This window comes from Amycolatopsis sp. CA-230715 (assembly GCF_018736145.1).
Lineage (GTDB): Bacteria > Actinomycetota > Actinomycetes > Mycobacteriales > Pseudonocardiaceae > Amycolatopsis.
In genome coordinates, this window is the sequence record NZ_CP059997.1 from 10,015,782 (window position 1) to 10,032,419 (window position 16,638).

Below are 16,638 nucleotides of genomic sequence, written 5' to 3' on the forward strand. Positions count from 1 at the left end.
CTGCTCTACATCGTCGGCGCCACGGTGTTCCTCGCCGCGCTTCACGCGTCGATCGCACTCCACGAGCTCGGGCATCTGTATTTCGCGAAGAAGTTCGGGTGCCGGGTCAGCCAGTACATGGTCGGCTTCGGCCCCACCGTCTGTTCGTGGAAGCGGGGTGAGACCGAGTACGCAATCAGGCTGATCCCCCTGGGCGGCTACGTCAGGATCATCGGCATGCTGCCACCGCTGACGGACCGCGAGAAGTGCGTCGCGCGGGGCGAAACCCTGTCAGAGCGGGAAGACGCACCGGGCATCACACCCGGTGGCCTGGACGACGACCTCGGGGAATCCGGTTCCGACAGCGAGTCGCGCGTCCACACACTCCGCAGGCCGAGATTGGGCTTGTTCGCGCACATGATCTCGTTGACCCGCTCCGCCGAGTTCGACCTCATCAAACCTGGTGACTCCGATCGCTTGTTCTACAAGCTTCCGGCGAGGAAGAAGATCTTGGTGATGCTCGCCGGTCCGGCCGTCAATATCGTCGTGGCGTTCCTGTGCTGTCTCTGGGTGTACGGCATCTACGGGGTGCACTCGGCCGAGCCGACGGGGACCACGGTGATCAGCCGGGTGTTCGAGTGCGCCACTCCCGGTCTTGTACGCGGGGCTGCCTGCGAGCCGGGCGCGACCCCGTCTCCCGCCAAAGCCATGGGGCTGCGACCGGGCGACGAGATCGTGAGCGTCAACGGTCAGGTCGTGTCCTCGTGGGCGCAGCTGTCCGACCGGCTTCAGGACAACCACGATGGCGATCTGCGGCTCCAGGTCCGCCGCGGCGGTCGGCTGGTCCCTCTTCGGCAGGTCGACGCCGCCGTGCTCGATCGCGACCACACCATTTCCGGCCGGGACCAGCTCGCCGGTTGCCTGGGCGCCGAACCCGAACAGCGTGAGATGGTGACCCGGCTAGGCCCGATCTCCACTGTGCTGCGCATGGGCGAGTTCACCGCGGACACCGTCGCGGGCGTGGCCCATCTCCCGAGCCGCGTGTGGAACGTCGCTCAGGCGATCGTCGGCCACGCCGAGCGCGGTCAGGACAGTCCACTGTCGATCGTCGGTGCGTCCCGGCTCGCGGCCGAGATCCTCTCCTCCGACGTGCCCGACCTCGATGCCGGCACCAAAGTGGCGTTTCTGGTCATGGTGGTCGGCGTGGTCAACCTCGCTGTCGGTGTACTCAACCTGATCCCACTCATGCCACTGGACGGCGGCCACATCACCGCCGCCGCCTGGGAGGGCATCCGCAGACGGCTGGCCAGGCTCCGGCGGCGACCCGATCCGGGGTACGTCAATGTCACCGCGCAACTCCCTGCGGCGTACTGCGTAGTACTTGTCTTGGTGGTGATGAGTGTCGTGCTCATCATCGGCGACCTCGTGGTGCCTGTCCGCTCAGGACTGTGAGGGTTACGGCAGTGGTAGGGCGAGGAGAGATCCATCAGCGTGACAGGCGACGACGAGGCTGAGAGGCGAGAACCAGAACCGCGCGGGCTACGACGCGCATGGGTCGGCACGTAGCGTTCCCGGTCTCTCGGCAATCGCGTTCCGCTCGGCAGGGTCGGCTCCTGTGATGTCACGGTCGGGCCGCCGACATCGGAGGGGTGGCGAGCGGCGGGCTCCGAAAAAAGAGACCTCCCCGGCGTCAGCGTCGCGCTGGTGCCCGGGAGGTATCGATGATCGCGGTCGTCACGCATCAGACCTCGATGCCCGCCGGTCGGCTCGCGCTCACGTCTCCGGGCGGCCGCCTCGTGCATCTGTGGCCGGTCTCTTCGACGTGAACAGGTTTCGCGCACGCCACGACAGCATACGGCGAAGTCGTGACCTCGGCGAGGGCCGTTGTTCCCAGGGGAATTCTCCGGCGCCGGTGATGTCCCGGGCGGCGGTGATGTAGGCGAATACCGTCTGTGGCAGGGCTTCGGCCGCGGCTGACAGCTGCCGGAGTTCGGTGTGACTGGGCAGCCTCGCGAGGATGCCCTCGGTGCGTGCCGCCAGGTTGTTGTGTCGCAGTTTCGCTTCCCAGGCACGGGTCAGCTCGAGACAGCCGCGTACGTGCCGCAGGGCGTCCTTCAGGGCATCGTCGATCGCATGAACGACCTCGCGTGCCGACGTGGCTAGCTCACCCACTGCGGGATCAGGATCGGACGCGAGTTCGTTGGTCAGATCCCGCGCCGCGCGAGTTCGGTCCAGGTAGCACAAGGTCTTCCAGACCACGCGATGCGCCTCACGCGGGATGGCGGGGTCTATCCAGGTGCGAGCCGGGCTGCGGTGCAGTTCATCCACACCGGCGATCAGTGTTCGCGCCGCCTCGCCGGCTGTGCCGAGGTCGGTAAAATCGCGGCCCCGGAAAAAGAACTGGCCCCGCACTCGATCCAGTCTGCATGGCCTCCCCCGTGCGTGGTCATGCTCGGTGATCATGGTGGCCGCGTCGTACCAGCCGACCACGACGCTCGCGCATACGGCGACGATTCCGGCGCTCAGCAGGAACACTGTGGTAAGAACGCTCTCGGACAGCGCCGCGACAGTCACCTGAGCCACCCCGATCAGTCCGGCGAGGACAGTGATCGGATGTAGTGCCGCACGGACGCGCTCGCCGCGCCACCGCGACCGCGAAACAGCGGGGTTCAGCAGCAACGCGTCCGGTCCGTCGGGGAAGGTCGCCGGCCGCACCGGCGTCGATGTGCCGGCCAGGTCGTGGTGTGTCATCGCGGTGTCCACTCAACCATGCACGGGAATCGTCGTTGCGCTTCAGGGGTTTCGGAGTGCCCGTGCGGATCCGCGCCCGACCAGGGGGTCGCCTCCAGGACCGAAGTCTCCGCTCCCGGTCCTGGAGGCGACCCCTCGTGAACGAGTGGTCAGGGACGCGCTGCGCCACGCTGGTTCGCACGGATCGCCATCAGCAGCTCGCCGAGCATGTTCGTCCCAGGGACCGGCAGGTGCCGCGGACACAAGCACACCCCCCAGAACTGATCATGCCACTGGTTTGTCTCCAGGAGTGCGAGATCGTCGGTGGCATCAAGCCGGGACGCGAGTGCGGGCACGGCGAACTTCGCCCTCAGCACGCGCTGCATGGCCCACACCCGTACACCGGCGTTCCATTCCGGGCGGAGGGTCACCCGGCGGCCCAGGCGCTTGCTCTTGCCCGGTGTCGGCGCGTCGAGCACGCTCTGCCGCTCGACCGGATCGAGCGTCTTCAAGGCGTTGAAGGCGTGTTCACCGGACGGGACTTCCACACCCAGCTCCGGCACGAAGAACGGCACGGTGTCGAAGTTGGACAGGAACGCGAGGTCGCCCTGGAACATGGGCTGTTGCTCGGACACGAGTCACTTTCCCCTTACGTGGTGGTCACGGATCTACTTCTCATCACCGAGTCCGGATCAGCTGCGCTGATCTTCCGCTCGTGCTGGCGGCACGACTGTTGGCGTGTCGGAATTGCGGCATTGGACGATGCCCAGCATCGCTGGAACAGTCGTGTGGCGCATCCACACCCGAGCACCTCGAGATCGATGTCACCCGAGCCGGTGATGCACCCGCACCGTGCCGTCATCGGTGATCTGGTAACCGTGTGACCGACAGGCGGGGCACGTGTCGAGCCACCGTGTGCCGTCGTGGCCCAGCTGCTCGGCGGCGAGGGTATTCATGCTGCAGAGAACACCTCCATGGCGGTCACGCTGCACGTAGGTCTTCTCCACCCGAACCGGGTACATGTCGCTGCCTTCGCATTCGAGAAAGCGTGTCATCGCCAGTCCTCTCGTTCGTCGGTGACGGTCGACTCGAGGTGTCAGGTTGCCTGGATCCTCATTGCTGATGTCCCATACCTATCCGAATGTGTTGTCGGCCAACGTCGTCCGCGATCGCCGCGGTCCACCGCGGCGATCGCGCTGTCAGAGATCTTCATCGTCGGTGACGTCGTCGTCACTGTCGTCGTCATACCCTGTCGCCGCGTCGATGCTGTCGCCGAGTGTTCGGAGATGTCGTTCGCCCACCTTCATCAGATACGCGCCCTTGTTCCACAGCATCTTTGCCCGCTCGATCGACAGGACGCCGGTGTCGAGTTCTGGGACCAGCTGGACAAGTTGCTCGAGAGCCTGCTTGTAGTCGTCGCTGTCACCGGGGCGCACAATCACGTAGCCGTGTGCGTGTTCTTTGAGGAAGTTGTCGAAATAGACGTCAGGAAATATCTTGAAATTTACGCTGCCGATCGGGCGCTCGTGTTTGACACACCATGCCTGGTGGGGACCAGGAGAGATCTCAGAGACAATGATGTGCTCAGGCAAAACCCACCCGAAAAGTGATTTGCAGCCCTTGTCGTCAACGGGCGGTGTGACCTGCGGCGTCGCGTCTGACTCGTCGCCGCGGCGCATGCCCGACGGATGCTGGCCGGAACGGCTGGCGACTGGCTGGCCAGGAGTGTTCGGCGTGTGGGCCGACCGTGTTGTGGTGATGGGCTTCGCCGGGTCGAGATACACGTGACGGCCGTTGTCGTCGCGGATCATCGGCCCCGCGCCGCCGAGGCCGACGTGATCGTCGTACAACACGGTGAACTCACCTTCCGCGGCGGTATCGTCGGGCAGCTCGGCGAATTTCCCTGTGCCACGGAGCCTGACTCCGGTCGTGATGCCGTGCGCGCGCTCGGAGACAGTGTCCGCCTTGACGGTTTCGCGTTGTGTCGCATCCGAGAGGGAGTCGATCGCGTCCAGAGTCGCGCTGTACGCCTCGTCGGCGTCCTGGCGGGTGTTGTTGAGTCCGCTCCAGTAGCACGCGAGGTTCTCTTTGTGGCGCAGGTCCGCGACGGCGACCTTGGCGGCGATGCGAAGTTCATCGATACTCTCGTCCGGGTTGTCGGACTGGTGTTGGTGCTCTGTCATCAGTACCTCTTCATGTCATGTCGCAGACAGCCTTCTCGGCTTCGGCGCGGACGTCGCGCGTCGGGTTCTCTCCCGTTTAGGCTGGCGAACAGTTCGTCGACACTGGCCTGGTCGAGCTTCGGAGTGGCGCTCTTCTCGATCGTCCACACCGCGACCGGTCGGCCTCGCACCTGTCGGGCCATCTCTCGTGCCTGGGCGAGCGCGGCTTCGCGAACGGCGTCCAGCGGTGCTTCAGGAAGGAGCCGGCACGGCCCTTCCTCGCAGATGACTGAGGCGAGCCACTGTCCGGCGCGAGACGGGTGGCGATGCAGCACGCAGGCGATGCGGACGGTGTCGTCTGGATGTGTCATCGGAGCTCCTTCACGGAGGCATTGCCACACACGACGTCTCAATATCGACGGAAAGCCCGATCGACCAGGCACCATGGAGTCTGGTCGATCGGGGCACGATGCCACACGCTGTCAGTGCCGATGTGGGCACTCGCGGTCGAGTGGGCCACAGTGGATGCGGTCCTGGACGTGATCATCCACTGTGGACCGCGCGTACTAACCGCCGTAGTCAGAGTCAGACTGGTCCACGAGCTGGAGCTCGGTGTCCAGGTGCTTCAGGGTCTTGCGGACGGCCCCAGACAGGGTGTCCTCGCACGTCGTGACGGACACCACGTCACGATGCTTCTGTGGACTGCCGTCTTTGATCGTCTTGTTGTACCTATCGGTTTCCGGTTCTGTCGCTTCAGTGATCTCTTTGATCGAAACCTGGATCACGTAGTGTTTGGCCATCACGCCCATCCCTGCCTGTCGGGCCACCGGGTGTGTGACCCGGCCAGCGAGTGTGCTTATCACCGCTCGCTCCGGATCAGCTGCGCTGATCCTGCCCACCGGTATCCGCGACGTGGCACCGAACAGTGCATCGTGCGGTGCGACAACCGTCACCAGCACCGGGTCCCCGCGGCGGGCGTTCCTCTTCCCCTGGTCACCCGCCGACGCGATCACGCGAATGCGTGCGAGCACGGGAGCGTGTTGCTATCGAGCATCGTTCCAGGCGTCCAGTACGGCGCGCAGTTCCGCGCGCAGGGCGCTGTCTGTGTCGGTGGGCTGGGTACGCGTCACCGCATCCGCGAGCGTGTCGATGGCGGTGAGAGCAGCGTTGTAGGCGTACGCGGCGCCCTCGCGGGCGTCGTCGACGATCGCGGCGCCGCACTGCTCGTCCCATTCGGCGCTACACGCGGCGTTCTCCTGGAGCAGTGCTTGACGAACAGCATCGTGAGCGGCGACACGACGCGCGTCGATGGTGGTGTCCTGGTCATCGGGCTTGTCGTCGATGTCTGTCATCGCAAGGCCTTTCGTCGCTCGCCACGCGCACGGTGACTGGTCAGTAAGGCGGGATACCGAGCGACCACTCGACCTGCTCCTGTTCCCGCGTGTCCCAGCAACCTCGGTCTTCGAAGGATCGTTCCACCGAGCGGTCGACCGCTCGTTCCGCTTCGGCCTGCGCTCGCGCCTCTTCGCCAGCGTCGAAGCACGCACGGATGTGGTTCACGCTGGCGTGCCGCACCATCCGGTCATTCACCACATCGGAACAGTGGCCGCAGACCACACCGGACAGCGTCGCTTCTGGCTGGCCGAACCAGTAGTGGCGCAGGAGGTCGTCGACGGGCGCGGCCGCGAACACGGCCATCGGGATAGCGGGAGAGCCCACGATGCCATTGATGTGATCGTTGGTGTACAGGTGCAGACTGGTCACGGACATCGTTTCTCTCCAAGTGGTCGTTCGCGCCAGACGGGCATCAGAAGTGCTTGTCATCACGGAAAACACTACGGGTGGCGGCGTGTTTCACGGGTCAGGCTCAGGGACATTCTCGATCACGGCGCCCCCGCCGGCGGCAGTCCGGCGGGGGCGCGTGGGCGGGAGCACTAGTCTCCGTAGGTCTCGGTGGTCTCCTCATTCTCGCCGTACAGGGCGCCGGTCGTGTCCGCGTCCACACGGGCCTTCATGGTCGCGAAGTCCACGTAGGACAAAATCGGCTCCATGTCGTCGCTCCACACGAACCAGGAGCCGTCCGCTGCTGCGTCTGCCATCTGCTCACCTCCTATCCCATGCCTGCACTCGTGGCGTGATGCGGTACTGGGACAACAGCCACTCGGCCTCTCGACGTGGTGTGTATTCTCGTGGCCGACGCATCCGCTGGCGCACTGTCGAGATTGCGGCAGCCAACTCGTCCGCCGTGATCTCTGGCTCGGCTGGGAACAACGGAACCCACTCGTCGTCGAACTTGTCGAGCGGCGACACATCATCTGAGTCCGGGTGGAGTTCCACCCAGGACCCGTGTTCCTCACTCCACGCGATGGGGCGTCCGTGCGCGTTGAGGTAAACGGTAGCGGTTGCCATGGCTCAGTCCTCCCCGGTTAGAGCAGCGGTGATGAGGCGGACAGTGCGGCACGGCCACTCCGGCCTTGTGCCATGGGCACAGCATTCACGGCAGCGTTGCCGTATGTCCCCGAAGTGCGGGTTCACATTCTGTGCCTCGTGGAGTTCGAGCACATCCCGCAACGCGGTGAACGCGTTCGGGGCGACGTCGTTTCGATCCCGTGTTTCGCTGAACTCGACGAAGTCGACCACGTTGGCGGCTTCGTGGCAGTCGGCAACCAAGCGATGGCGGATGTGGGTGCGCCAGTCGGCGGGGCGCGCGACCGCCTGAGAGAGCGAATCGTGAAGGCGGTGTAGCTCGGTGTCCTGGTCGCGCATCCGATCCGCGGCGGCAGCCAAGCCCTCGTCCTTCGCGACGATCTTCTCGCGGAGACGGGCCAGCTCGGCGGCGACCACGGGCAGCGCGGCACGAACCGAATCACCGACAAGCTGGGAGACCGCCCAACCGGGGTCGTCCGCGGCGAGCGCGGCAGCCACCGTTTCGATCGGCACCACGTCCTGGACGGCGTCCCACACAGGATGGCGGGCGTCGGCAAGGGCCTCGGGGCCGAGGTTGCCGACTTCCGGCGCCGGACCGTCGTCGGTGTCGCTGCCACCGGCAGCCGGGACGAGCGAGACAGCGAGTTGCTGCGCGAACCGGTACGCGGCGGCACATGCCCGGCAGAATCCCCGGCGGTGGCCGCCGCCGACGTTGTCTCGATGCTGAAGATCGACGTAAGCCGCACACGTGATGCTGAACAGGTCCTCATCCGATCCGGTATTTCGCAGTGCGTTGTACTCAGTGATGTCACCGGCAGCAGGGGCTGGCGACTCGTCATGGTTGTCGTTGACCTCGTCACCGCCTTCGGGGTATTCGACGCGCCACGTTGGGTGCACGATCCGGGTGAACGACTCGCCGTACTGCCGGACTCGGAGACGCGGACCGTCCGAGCCGACGATCGTGGCAGGGCGGCCGGCTACCACGATGCGCACGCCGAGGTCCGCCGGGACACCGTACGTTTCGCGGATGTCGGCGAGGCTCATCGGGACTCCTGAAACGCGGCGGCGATGACGGCGCAGGCGTGGACGTTCGCCGACGCCAGGAGTGAACGCTGAACCTGGCCTGAGTCGGTGTGATCTCGCGTGTCCAGGTGCGTTGCCTCGTAGTTCAGCCGTTCTGCCGTCAGAAGATGCTCAGCTGCGGAGAGTTGGAAGTTCGATGTGATCATCGGGTGCTCTCTCGGGTCAGGATGTGATGGTCATGTGCCGTCGCCGCGGTCGACGGTGCAGGGTGCCGTCGTGGTGAAGCAGCAATGGCCGCTGTGAAGGGAAACCGGGAAGCTCCAGCATGGGCATTCGTCCTGGTTCGGGTGCCAGAGGAGGGCGAGGGCGGCGAGACGCGCGTTCTCGACTGGATCGAGCGCGAACCGCCGCGTTTCGGTGTGGTTCGTGTCCTGGTCCCTCACGACGACATGCTCTTGATCGAGACTTCGGTGCCGCGGACAAGCTCATCGGTGCCGATGACGATGCGGTATCCGCCCGCGGGGTAACTCGGGTCATCCGAGAGAATCACAGCGCACGTCCACGAACCGGCATTGCGCTTGCGCGGCAACGATTCCTCGTCGAAATCGTTCGGGATCGGGTCATGGTGATACGTGATGGGAACCACCATGAGGTTCACCCCGGGGAGTGGACAGGGGCTTACAAGGGGTTCAGGCAGCCGTTCGGAGTGACTGCTCGAAGTTGTTGGGACTGAGCATCCCGATGGCGGAGTTCCGTCGGATACTGTTGTAGAAGGTGATCCATTTGTCAATCGCGGCAACGAGTTCTGTCTTCGTGACGTAGGCGTGCCGGTAGTAGTGCTCGTGTTTGAACGTCGACCAGAACGACTCCGCTGGGCTGTTGTCCCAGCAGATTCCGGTCACGCCCATCGACCGGCGCAGCCCGTGCCGGAAGCACGCCTTCGCTGTCAGGTGCGCGGTGTACTCGCCGCCACGGTCGGAATGCAGGATCGTGCCACGGCATCTGCCGCCACGGGTGCCCACGGCGGCATCGATCGCGTCGGTGACCATCTCGGCGCCGATGTGGTCGGATATGCTGTAGCCCAACACTTTCCGGGAGTGCCCGTCCCGGATCGCACACAGGAACATGTCACCCTGACCACACGTCAGGTACGTGATGTCGGTCAGCCAGACCGCGTCGAGCCGGTCCCGGTCGAAGTGCCGGTCGACCAGATCCGGTGGGAACGACGCGGCCGGATCGGCCACTGTCGTCTTCACCTTGAACGTGCGCGGGCTGATACCTTCCAACCCGATCGAGGCCATGATCTTGGCAACCGTCTTCGCGGTAACCACCTCACCCTGATCGCGCAGTTCGGCGGTGATCCGCGGCGAACCATAGGTCCCGCGGGAATCCTGGTGCACCTGGGTGATCTTCACCTCGAGGTCGGCCCGGCGTTGCTGCCGCGGTGTCAGCACCGTCGCTGCGACGCGTTTGGCGTGCGCGTAGTAACCCGACGTCGACACACCCAGCAGCCGTGCCATCCGCCGGATCGAGAACCGCGCGTTCGACGGCGACCTGGTGTCGGTGAACTCGTCAGGGCCGGCGTACTTGGCCATCAGAGCGAACCGGGCCGGTTCTTCTGCATCGCGGCAAAGTACGCCGAGGCTTTTACCAGGAAGGCGTTGTCCTTCTCTAGCTCGGCCACCTGTCCGCGCAAGCGCAACAGTTCGGCCCGTTCGGCGGCCTCCAGAGGTTTGTCTCCGTGGACCTCGGCCGCGGTGACCCGTCGACGTTCGTCTTTGACCCAGACACTCAACATGCCCGCGTCGATACCCAGCTCGCGGGAAACCTCAGCGATTGTCCGGCCGGAATCGATCACGCGGTGAGCAGCCTCGACCTTGTACTCCGCCGTGTACGACCGGCGCTTGCGAGGAGGCATGAGGACATCCTTTCAGCAGGACGACTGATCCTGCTAACTCGGTGTCCACTCCCCGGGGTGAACCTCACCACGACGGTGTACGGCTTATCAGTGCGTGGCGGGTTCCAGGGCAGCCGCACGAGCCGGTCGCGTGGTGATCCCGCGATGGTGATTGGCAGCGTAGACAGGAAGTGGTTGATCGAGCCTGTCGGGGCCTGGGCGAGACGGGCTCGCTCTTGCTCTTCGGTTTCTATCGATTCGGTTCGGGTGACGAAGCCCATGACGATCACCTGCTTTCGTCGCTGAGGGCCGACCGAGCGAGTCCCGGCCGGCGACGATGTTCTTTCGAGTTCGCTCCGGCCCAGCTGTGCCGATCTTCAGGCGGCGCGGGAAGCAACACGGCAGCAGGCCGTCCGCACTTTGTGACGAGCGGCCTGTCTACGTCGTCACTGCCCGTGGGGATCGCCGAGTGGGGTGCTGCCATGCTGGCCGGATGCGGTGAACCGCGGCGTGGAGATCAGCGTCCAGCCCGCCGAGTCGCACACCCAGAACCGTCCGTCGATGGCGATCGCGTCGCCCTTCGACAGCGACCGGTTGCCTTGACTTCGGTACTCGATCGCATGCACGTCTGGCTCGCCGTGGCTCGGGTCATCCCCGACGTTGAACAGGTAGAACATCCGCTCGGCGATCTGGATGTCGCTGATGTCCGGGTCGACCGCGGGCTCATCGTAGGTGTAGACCTCGACGAAGGTGTCAGTGACGACGTAGCCGTCAGCCATGACGGCGTGGCTGGTGTTGTGGAACACGCGAACTCGGACCGTCCGTGCCGACGGGGTGACCGGTGTCAGCAGGTCGACGCGGTCCTGCTCGAGTTCGGCTCTGTCGAGCGAGACTGTCGTTCCGCGAGCGATCTCGGCTGCGCTGATGCTGAGGTGGTGTCCGCCGACGGCGTAACTCGGATGATCCGAGAAGACCACGGCGCACGCCCACGAGCCGGGGTTGAGCCTCTGTGGCAACGATTCCTCGTGAACATCCTCCAAAGCCGGGTGCCTATGCTACTCGATGGGGACCACCACGATGCTGTATGTCTGCTCAGAACGCGCCGAATCCCACGGTAGCCGTATCAGCAGGCCCGTCGGCCATTCGGCGATCGTGATCGGCAGGGTGGACAGGAAGCGGCTCTTCGACCCAGTCGGGGCGTGCGCGAGGCGAGCCCGCTCTTGCTCCTCGGTTTCGATAATCCCCATACGCGCAAGGAAATCCATGGTGCCAGTACTCCTTCGTGATCGCGTCCGGCCAGGTGCACGACGTACCCAGAGCAAGAATTCTTGTCACATCGAGATCCGGATCAGCTGCGCTGATCTTCTGGTCACGACGACCATGTGCTGTCCCACGCGGCGTCGCGTGCGCCCACGCACGAATTCTGCAGTGGACAGTGGACCAGCGTTGTCGTGGCACACGTCGTCGGAACGTGTTCTCGTTCAAGCACCCGGTGAACGGACGTCACTGTCTTCGTTTTTCAGCTAGCTGCCGTGAGTCTGAATACTGGCCCCACGGCGGGAAACATGCAGCTCGGAGGTCAGCCGGGCGTTCTCCTCACGGAGGGAGTTCAGTTGCTGTCCCAGCTTTATGACCACATTCGACGCCAGGTTCTCTTTCTCGGCCACGAGCCACCTGCCTAACGCGATGACGTGGCCGAGCCGATCATGTGTGTGGGACAGCTCGATCATCAGCGCTTCAATGGTTGCGCGTGCGTGATCACGCTCGCGATCAATCCGGTTCAGTATCGGAGCGATTGCCGCTGTCACCACCCGCGCGACTTCGGTCGCCGCCATGTCATCGCCGCGGGGATACGTGTTCCGCTCGCCCAGGTGGGCCTTGTCGTTCTTGTCAACGAGCCCGTCGGTGACATCGTTGTCCGTGGTAACCCCGGGTGTATCTCGGCAAGGACAGGCCGCCGGTCCGTCCGGGTCGCCTTGACAGTCCTGACAGCGCTGCGCACAGCCGAGTGCATGGCGGCCGTCGGCGAACGGCCCGGTGCAACAGCGGGAGCCGGCGGCCGACGCGTGCTCGTCACCGTGCGTGCGATAACAGCCAACGTCGCCACAGCCGAGGTCCGGGTGTGCGACGACGTGACCGACCGAGCAGCATGTCTCGCAGTGCCCGGGGTCGCCGACGGACTGCCGTGCGGCGTCACTGCCGCACAACTCGTGCGGGTGCTGCCGGTAGGAGGAGGCACCGACGCGATCCGCCGACGCCGGTGCGCTGGTCTTCTCGAGGTAATCAGACATCTACATCTCCCGTGGGCGTGGTCGTGCTCATTCATGTTGGATTGCTCGCTGCGGCACGGTGATCCAGGCACCTGAGTACTTACTCGCCCTCGGCGGCGGCCTGTTCCTCATCGGGCGCCCTGGAAACGATCCCTTTGTCGTGGTGCTGGTGGATTTCGACACGAACCATTTGCGGGGCGAGGTCACGCCGCGGTGGCATCCAAGGCGCGAGGATGTGTGGCTTCGTGACGCAGTGAACGTTGTCGCACAGCACCGGCTCAGTAAGTGTGCTGTTGTGATCACGTACGTCGACCAGTGTCGGATCGGTACCGAGCGGATAGAGGTGGACTGTCTCCGTGATGCCCCAGAGCAGTAGCTCGTTTCCTTCAAACCGCGGGAAAGTGGGTAACCGTATGGTGATCGAGGCCGCGCACCTCGGACCGTGAACCTCGTTGCCAGTACCGGGCACATAGACGTTCAGGACCATTCTGTTCTCGTCGAATTGCGTGACGATCCGGGCACCGGAGAGAACCGCGAGGAAAGTCTTGGTCGGGGAAACGATGTCAGGGAACAAGACCCGTGACACGACAATGTCCCAGAAATCGTCGCCATGGGCGATCGTGTACACATCTGGTTCGACCCGGATCATCCAGAACGAGCCATCGTCCTGTGGCAGTGCGTAGTCGGCCGCGGTGAGCTCCGCGATGGCGTTGAGTAATCGGCGCCGGGGCTTGAAGTTAGGGTTGAGCTGGCTCGCGCTGAGCCGCACCTGTTTTCGGTCGAACCAGTTCCGGTTGAGCCACAGTTGATTCCAGTAACCCGCCGTGCCAAGGTGATAGAGACGTTGGGCGTCTGGCGACAGGCCGGTCAGGGCCACAGTGGGATAGATCATCAGCTGTACTCCTCGGTGTGGGTCTTCGGTGACGAGCCCGAATGAGTCTTCGTCTGTCCAGTCCTGCGTCCGGCCCAAAGCCGATCATGTCCTGCGATCTCTGGTTCATGGTTCAGGGCTTGTCGGTCAGCCAGCCGCGCTGATGACCCATCTGACCGAGCCGGGTGTAGAAGCGCGGGAAGTCCGTGGGCTTGATCCGCACCGCGACGGTGATGTCGATGGCGCCGTCGCCGGCGAAGAGGTTCTCGATGCTCACCGAGTCGACGTCGTCCAACAACCTCAGTACGGTGTCGTCGCTGCCCCAATTCTCGAACGTGTTGGCCAGGAGATCCGCGTCGGATCTTGCTCGCCTGCTCGCTCCGCACAGGTCGCCGGCGGCGGTCTTGTGCATGGTGTACGCACCGTCGGAACGAAGGCGGACCTCGGTCAGGCAGAGGGGGCACAAGCGCTGGGTCGTCACGTCTCGTTCGCCTTGTTAGTACGTGACCCGGCGAGGCATTTCTCGCACAAGCCACCACATTTGAAGATCTCGGTCGAACCGACCCATTCCCCACAATCCGCGCAGACACACTCGACGCAATCACCAGGTTGCGTGTTGTCCTCGTAGTGCGAGCACAGATAAGCATGGGCGATGTTCTTCCACGCCGGACAAGAGACCGGACGATCGTCATAATGTTCCACCATCACCACCCAATCCCGTGAGTCAAATGCGTGAGAAGAGCGTCAACCGCCGCGGTCGTCCACAACCGCCGTTCGGCCCCGGACATCGTGACCGGCGGCCGCGGTCCGATGTAGTCCATGGCATCGTTGACGATCAGGCGGAGGGTCGCTCCAGTGGGAGCGATATCCAGGATCGCGGCGACGTCGCATGCCTCGTCGAGCCGCGCTGACAGGACCCTGCGAGCCGAGCCGTTCGCGTCTGCGTGGTCGGCGTGGAGATGGACCAACCGTGTAGCCAATCGTCGCTGTCGCGGATCACCGGTCATGGCCGATCGGCCTCCGAGTCGATATTGGTGGCGGAGCGGTCCACCGCACCAGGATCGCGGTCGGTGATCAGCTTCCTGGCTTGGGCCCAGTAGGGCCCCGGACGGGATCGCAGGAGGAGTTCGGCCAGGTGCGTGCGCTCGTCAACGGAGCGCTCCGTCGCGACTCGGTCGATCTCGTCCATAATCTGGTGTTGCTGCGCCGTGAGCGTGATGCTCCCAGGGGCACCCCAGTGCCGTGTCACAGCGTCGACGTCGTCACGCATCAGTGTCGCGGCCAGTTCCTCGGCCTCGTGCCAGATCGCCTCGTCCGCCTTCTTCTTGGCGTCCAACTTCTCGCGAGAGGCTCGCACGGCAGTGTCCACGAACAGCGCGTACACGGGTGTGATGGGCAGGCCGCATACGCCGCATTCACCGGCGCTGTTCGCGTCGTGCCACGGCGAGTCACTGCCGGGGCATCGGGTGTTCAGCGCCATGGCCAGCGCCTCGTCCGGGTCGCGGGGACGGTGCTGTTCGCGGAAGCCGACGGTGGTGCGCACGTCCTCGGTGAGCGCTGCCCCGCATGTTCGGCACAGGATTCCCGCCTGTTCCAGTCCGGCCCGGATGTCCAGAACAGGGCCACTTTCCTGGGTGTCCTCCATCCACGCGGCGAAGTCTCGGATCGCGGTGCTGCGGGCGAAGCGCTCCCACTGGTGCTCGGTGAGCGCGATATCCCCAAGCTCGTCTGTGATGAAGCGGTTGCTCGCGGACCAGACGTAGTGCGGCAGGGCGTAGCGGTCAGCGAGTTCTGCGATGACTCGCGCGGCGTCCTCGTGGGTAGCGCCGCTCCGCGGTAGCGTCGCCAGGTTCGTTACCGGTGCCGGCAGGTCCGGGTGGTCGAGGTCGATCGCGGTGAGCAGCTCCACGCGGCGGGCGACGCGGTCGTCTTCGTCGAGAACTGCGCGGATCTGCGTGGCGAGGTCGTTCCCGCCTCCCGGGTGTTCGGCGGCGAGGTTGTCGAGGTGGGAACGGATGGCGCGTGCCGGGGCCCGTCCGATGCGCTGGCCCACGATCGCCCGTAGCGCGACGGCGTGCGCCTCGTCGAGCTCGAGAGCGACCGTCATCAGCGCCCGGGCCCACAGCGTGGCCAGGCTGGCCGTCAGGGTCACCGGACTGTAGTCGGCGGTGAGTGTCGCGGTAAGCGGCGCTGTGTAGCGCAGCGTGAGCCCGTCGCCCAGGTCCCACGTCGTGGTGGTGGCCGTGCGGATATCCGGGTCGACGACGTCGAAGACGATGTTGTCCGGGAGCGGACCGCCGTGGTCGAGCCGGTGAGCGTAGTCGAGCAGCTCGGTGGCCGCCGTATGCGCCGTCGTCGCGGTGTAGGCCACGTGCGGACGGTCGATGTGGACGATCGCGTGCTCACCGTCGCAGCGGCGCGGGGCGCCGGGCGAGGGAAAAAAGGTCGCGTCGTGCTGGTCGATCTCATAGGCAACGCGATCGAGGATCACGGACACACGTCCCCTCGGTTCGGCGGAACTGGAACTCGGTAAGTTCGATGTCATTACAGGAAGGCCCCCTTGTTCGGGTGGTCGCGCGCGTGAGGGCGTTGACGGCCGCTACTCGGTGAGACCCAGTGCGGTCACATCGAGCTGTCGCGAGTCGCTGGCAGGTCTCGTTCCAGCCCTGGATGCCCTTCGGGAAAGGGAAACCCCGGCAGGGTGCGTCCCTGCCGGGGTTCGGTGTCGCGTGTCTCGCGAGCATGCCGTCAGCTGAGCTGACGCGGGATCAATGTGGTCCGTGAGTTCAGTCCCGGTACTGGCTCTTCCAGGCCTGGCGTTCGGCACGCTTCACGCGCCGCCGGGTACGAACGCGCTGCCGCCCAGGACGCTGGCGGCAACAACGGCACTTGATGCCGCCGGGTCCGTCCGCGCAGCGCCGGCCGAGCATGGACGCGGAACTGTGAGCGGCGAAGGTCATGATTCACCTCGTGTGCGGGAGTCGGCTGGAATCCGTCAGGCTTCGTTCGGGACTGTCGCCGCGCAGAAAATCCGCCAATGTCCGGGCGTAGTCCCGCATGGCGAGCTCGACACTCGCCTGTTCGGTGAGGTTGTGGTGGCCGGGAATGTTCTCGGCACGGTCCATCGCCTGGATCGCCGCGGCGAGACGGAGCCGCGCCTGCCTTTCGGCTTTCCCTAGTTCCGGGACGAGGTCACGCATCCTGGCCAGGGTGTATGCCGCGCTGACCTCCTCCGCGGACAGCTGAGCTGTGTTCTCCGAAGACGTATCCGTCATGCTG

22 protein-coding genes are annotated in these 16,638 nt (G+C 64.9%); 1 reads left to right on the forward strand and 21 read right to left on the reverse strand.

The features are described 5' to 3' along the window. Window positions 1-24: 24 nt before the first annotated feature. Entirely contained in the window at window positions 25-1,431 is a 1,407-nt protein-coding gene (locus tag HUW46_RS46440; RefSeq protein ID WP_215544978.1) for a M50 family metallopeptidase, read from the forward strand. A gap of 321 nt (window positions 1,432-1,752) precedes the next feature. Here the strand turns inward: HUW46_RS46440 and HUW46_RS46445 are convergent, their stop codons facing one another. The 21 genes from HUW46_RS46445 to HUW46_RS46545 form a co-directional block, all read right to left on the reverse strand. Continuing rightward, complete coding sequence (locus tag HUW46_RS46445; RefSeq protein WP_215544979.1) at window positions 1,753-2,730, reverse strand: hypothetical protein; 978 nt, start codon at window positions 2,728-2,730, stop codon at window positions 1,753-1,755. A gap of 149 nt (window positions 2,731-2,879) precedes the next feature. Beyond that, window positions 2,880-3,344: an NADAR family protein gene (locus HUW46_RS46450; protein ID WP_215544980.1), complete on the reverse strand. Its 465-nt coding sequence runs from the start codon at window positions 3,342-3,344 to the stop codon at window positions 2,880-2,882. Between the two features lie 189 nt (window positions 3,345-3,533). Next, window positions 3,534-3,764, reverse strand: a complete 231-nt coding sequence (locus tag HUW46_RS46455) for a hypothetical protein (protein ID WP_215544981.1) — start codon at window positions 3,762-3,764, stop codon at window positions 3,534-3,536. A 144-nt stretch (window positions 3,765-3,908) separates the two neighbouring features. Then, a complete protein-coding gene (locus HUW46_RS46460) occupies window positions 3,909-4,892 on the reverse strand; it encodes a hypothetical protein (protein WP_215544982.1) in 984 nt (327 codons plus the stop codon). Further along, a complete protein-coding gene (locus tag HUW46_RS46465) occupies window positions 4,892-5,242 on the reverse strand; it encodes a hypothetical protein (protein ID WP_215544983.1) in 351 nt (116 codons plus the stop codon). Before HUW46_RS46465 ends, HUW46_RS46460 begins: the two co-directional genes overlap by 1 nt. 195 nt (window positions 5,243-5,437) lie before the next feature. After that, a complete protein-coding gene (locus HUW46_RS46470) occupies window positions 5,438-5,902 on the reverse strand; it encodes a hypothetical protein (protein WP_215544984.1) in 465 nt (154 codons plus the stop codon). Between the two features lie 12 nt (window positions 5,903-5,914). Then, window positions 5,915-6,223 (reverse strand): hypothetical protein, encoded by a 309-nt coding sequence (locus HUW46_RS46475; protein WP_215544985.1) that lies wholly within the window; start codon window positions 6,221-6,223, stop codon window positions 5,915-5,917. A 40-nt stretch (window positions 6,224-6,263) separates the two neighbouring features. Then, window positions 6,264-6,635: a hypothetical protein gene (locus HUW46_RS46480; protein ID WP_215544986.1), complete on the reverse strand. Its 372-nt coding sequence runs from the start codon at window positions 6,633-6,635 to the stop codon at window positions 6,264-6,266. 170 nt (window positions 6,636-6,805) lie between these two features. Further along, on the reverse strand, window positions 6,806-6,970 hold the full coding sequence (locus tag HUW46_RS46485) for a hypothetical protein (protein ID WP_215544987.1): 165 nt from the start codon (window positions 6,968-6,970) through the stop codon (window positions 6,806-6,808). 313 nt (window positions 6,971-7,283) lie between these two features. After that, entirely contained in the window at window positions 7,284-8,342 is a 1,059-nt protein-coding gene (locus HUW46_RS46490; protein ID WP_215544988.1) for a hypothetical protein, read from the reverse strand. After that, window positions 8,339-8,527, reverse strand: a complete 189-nt coding sequence (locus HUW46_RS46495; protein ID WP_215544989.1) for a hypothetical protein — start codon at window positions 8,525-8,527, stop codon at window positions 8,339-8,341. Before HUW46_RS46495 ends, HUW46_RS46490 begins: the two co-directional genes overlap by 4 nt. 233 nt (window positions 8,528-8,760) lie before the next feature. After that, complete coding sequence (locus HUW46_RS46500) at window positions 8,761-8,970, reverse strand: hypothetical protein (RefSeq protein ID WP_215544990.1); 210 nt, start codon at window positions 8,968-8,970, stop codon at window positions 8,761-8,763. Between the two features lie 40 nt (window positions 8,971-9,010). Beyond that, window positions 9,011-9,916, reverse strand: coding sequence for an IS3 family transposase (locus tag HUW46_RS46505; protein WP_256451409.1), 906 nt, complete (start codon window positions 9,914-9,916; stop codon window positions 9,011-9,013). After that, window positions 9,916-10,239 carry a transposase gene (locus tag HUW46_RS46510; protein WP_141995942.1) on the reverse strand — a complete coding sequence of 108 codons (324 nt, stop codon included), beginning with the start codon at window positions 10,237-10,239 and terminating at the stop codon, window positions 9,916-9,918. The genes HUW46_RS46505 and HUW46_RS46510 overlap by 1 nt, the downstream gene beginning before the upstream one ends. Before the next feature lie 425 nt (window positions 10,240-10,664). Next, window positions 10,665-11,195, reverse strand: coding sequence for a hypothetical protein (locus HUW46_RS46515; protein WP_215544992.1), 531 nt, complete (start codon window positions 11,193-11,195; stop codon window positions 10,665-10,667). Window positions 11,196-11,273: 78 nt separating this feature from the next. Continuing rightward, entirely contained in the window at window positions 11,274-11,483 is a 210-nt protein-coding gene (locus tag HUW46_RS46520) for a hypothetical protein (protein ID WP_215544993.1), read from the reverse strand. A gap of 258 nt (window positions 11,484-11,741) precedes the next feature. Then, window positions 11,742-12,509, reverse strand: a complete 768-nt coding sequence (locus HUW46_RS46525) for a hypothetical protein (protein WP_215544994.1) — start codon at window positions 12,507-12,509, stop codon at window positions 11,742-11,744. Window positions 12,510-12,588: 79 nt separating this feature from the next. Continuing rightward, window positions 12,589-13,380 carry a hypothetical protein gene (locus tag HUW46_RS46530; RefSeq protein WP_215544995.1) on the reverse strand — a complete coding sequence of 264 codons (792 nt, stop codon included), beginning with the start codon at window positions 13,378-13,380 and terminating at the stop codon, window positions 12,589-12,591. A gap of 112 nt (window positions 13,381-13,492) precedes the next feature. Next, the gene (locus HUW46_RS46535) at window positions 13,493-13,771 is read right to left on the reverse strand and encodes a hypothetical protein (RefSeq protein WP_215544996.1); all 279 of its coding nucleotides are present in this window, start codon (window positions 13,769-13,771) and stop codon (window positions 13,493-13,495) included. 591 nt (window positions 13,772-14,362) lie between these two features. Continuing rightward, window positions 14,363-15,850, reverse strand: a complete 1,488-nt coding sequence (locus HUW46_RS46540) for a hypothetical protein (RefSeq protein ID WP_215544997.1) — start codon at window positions 15,848-15,850, stop codon at window positions 14,363-14,365. A gap of 472 nt (window positions 15,851-16,322) precedes the next feature. After that, window positions 16,323-16,634: a hypothetical protein gene (locus HUW46_RS46545; RefSeq protein ID WP_215544998.1), complete on the reverse strand. Its 312-nt coding sequence runs from the start codon at window positions 16,632-16,634 to the stop codon at window positions 16,323-16,325. Between the last annotated feature and the right edge of the window lie 4 nt (window positions 16,635-16,638).

What these genes read in the sequence shown, in the direction of transcription:
- HUW46_RS46445 (WP_215544979.1), bottom strand. Translation starts at nt 2,730, where the DNA reads ATGACACACCACGACCTGGCCGGCACATCGACGCCGGTGCGGCCGGCG.
- HUW46_RS46455 (WP_215544981.1), bottom strand. Translation starts at nt 3,764, where the DNA reads ATGACACGCTTTCTCGAATGCGAAGGCAGCGACATGTACCCGGTTCGG.
- HUW46_RS46460 (WP_215544982.1), bottom strand. Translation starts at nt 4,892, where the DNA reads ATGACAGAGCACCAACACCAGTCCGACAACCCGGACGAGAGTATCGAT.
- HUW46_RS46465 (WP_215544983.1), bottom strand. Translation starts at nt 5,242, where the DNA reads ATGACACATCCAGACGACACCGTCCGCATCGCCTGCGTGCTGCATCGC.
- HUW46_RS46475 (WP_215544985.1), bottom strand. Translation starts at nt 6,223, where the DNA reads ATGACAGACATCGACGACAAGCCCGATGACCAGGACACCACCATCGAC.
- HUW46_RS46485 (WP_215544987.1), bottom strand. Translation starts at nt 6,970, where the DNA reads ATGGCAGACGCAGCAGCGGACGGCTCCTGGTTCGTGTGGAGCGACGAC.
- HUW46_RS46490 (WP_215544988.1), bottom strand. Translation starts at nt 8,342, where the DNA reads ATGAGCCTCGCCGACATCCGCGAAACGTACGGTGTCCCGGCGGACCTC.
- HUW46_RS46495 (WP_215544989.1), bottom strand. Translation starts at nt 8,527, where the DNA reads ATGATCACATCGAACTTCCAACTCTCCGCAGCTGAGCATCTTCTGACG.
- HUW46_RS46500 (WP_215544990.1), bottom strand. Translation starts at nt 8,970, where the DNA reads ATGGTGGTTCCCATCACGTATCACCATGACCCGATCCCGAACGATTTC.
- HUW46_RS46505 (WP_256451409.1), bottom strand. Translation starts at nt 9,916, where the DNA reads ATGGCCAAGTACGCCGGCCCTGACGAGTTCACCGACACCAGGTCGCCG.
- HUW46_RS46510 (WP_141995942.1), bottom strand. Translation starts at nt 10,239, where the DNA reads ATGCCTCCTCGCAAGCGCCGGTCGTACACGGCGGAGTACAAGGTCGAG.
- HUW46_RS46520 (WP_215544993.1), bottom strand. Translation starts at nt 11,483, where the DNA reads ATGGATTTCCTTGCGCGTATGGGGATTATCGAAACCGAGGAGCAAGAG.
- HUW46_RS46525 (WP_215544994.1), bottom strand. Translation starts at nt 12,509, where the DNA reads ATGTCTGATTACCTCGAGAAGACCAGCGCACCGGCGTCGGCGGATCGC.
- HUW46_RS46530 (WP_215544995.1), bottom strand. Translation starts at nt 13,380, where the DNA reads ATGATCTATCCCACTGTGGCCCTGACCGGCCTGTCGCCAGACGCCCAA.
- HUW46_RS46535 (WP_215544996.1), bottom strand. Translation starts at nt 13,771, where the DNA reads ATGCACAAGACCGCCGCCGGCGACCTGTGCGGAGCGAGCAGGCGAGCA.
- HUW46_RS46545 (WP_215544998.1), bottom strand. Translation starts at nt 16,634, where the DNA reads ATGACGGATACGTCTTCGGAGAACACAGCTCAGCTGTCCGCGGAGGAG.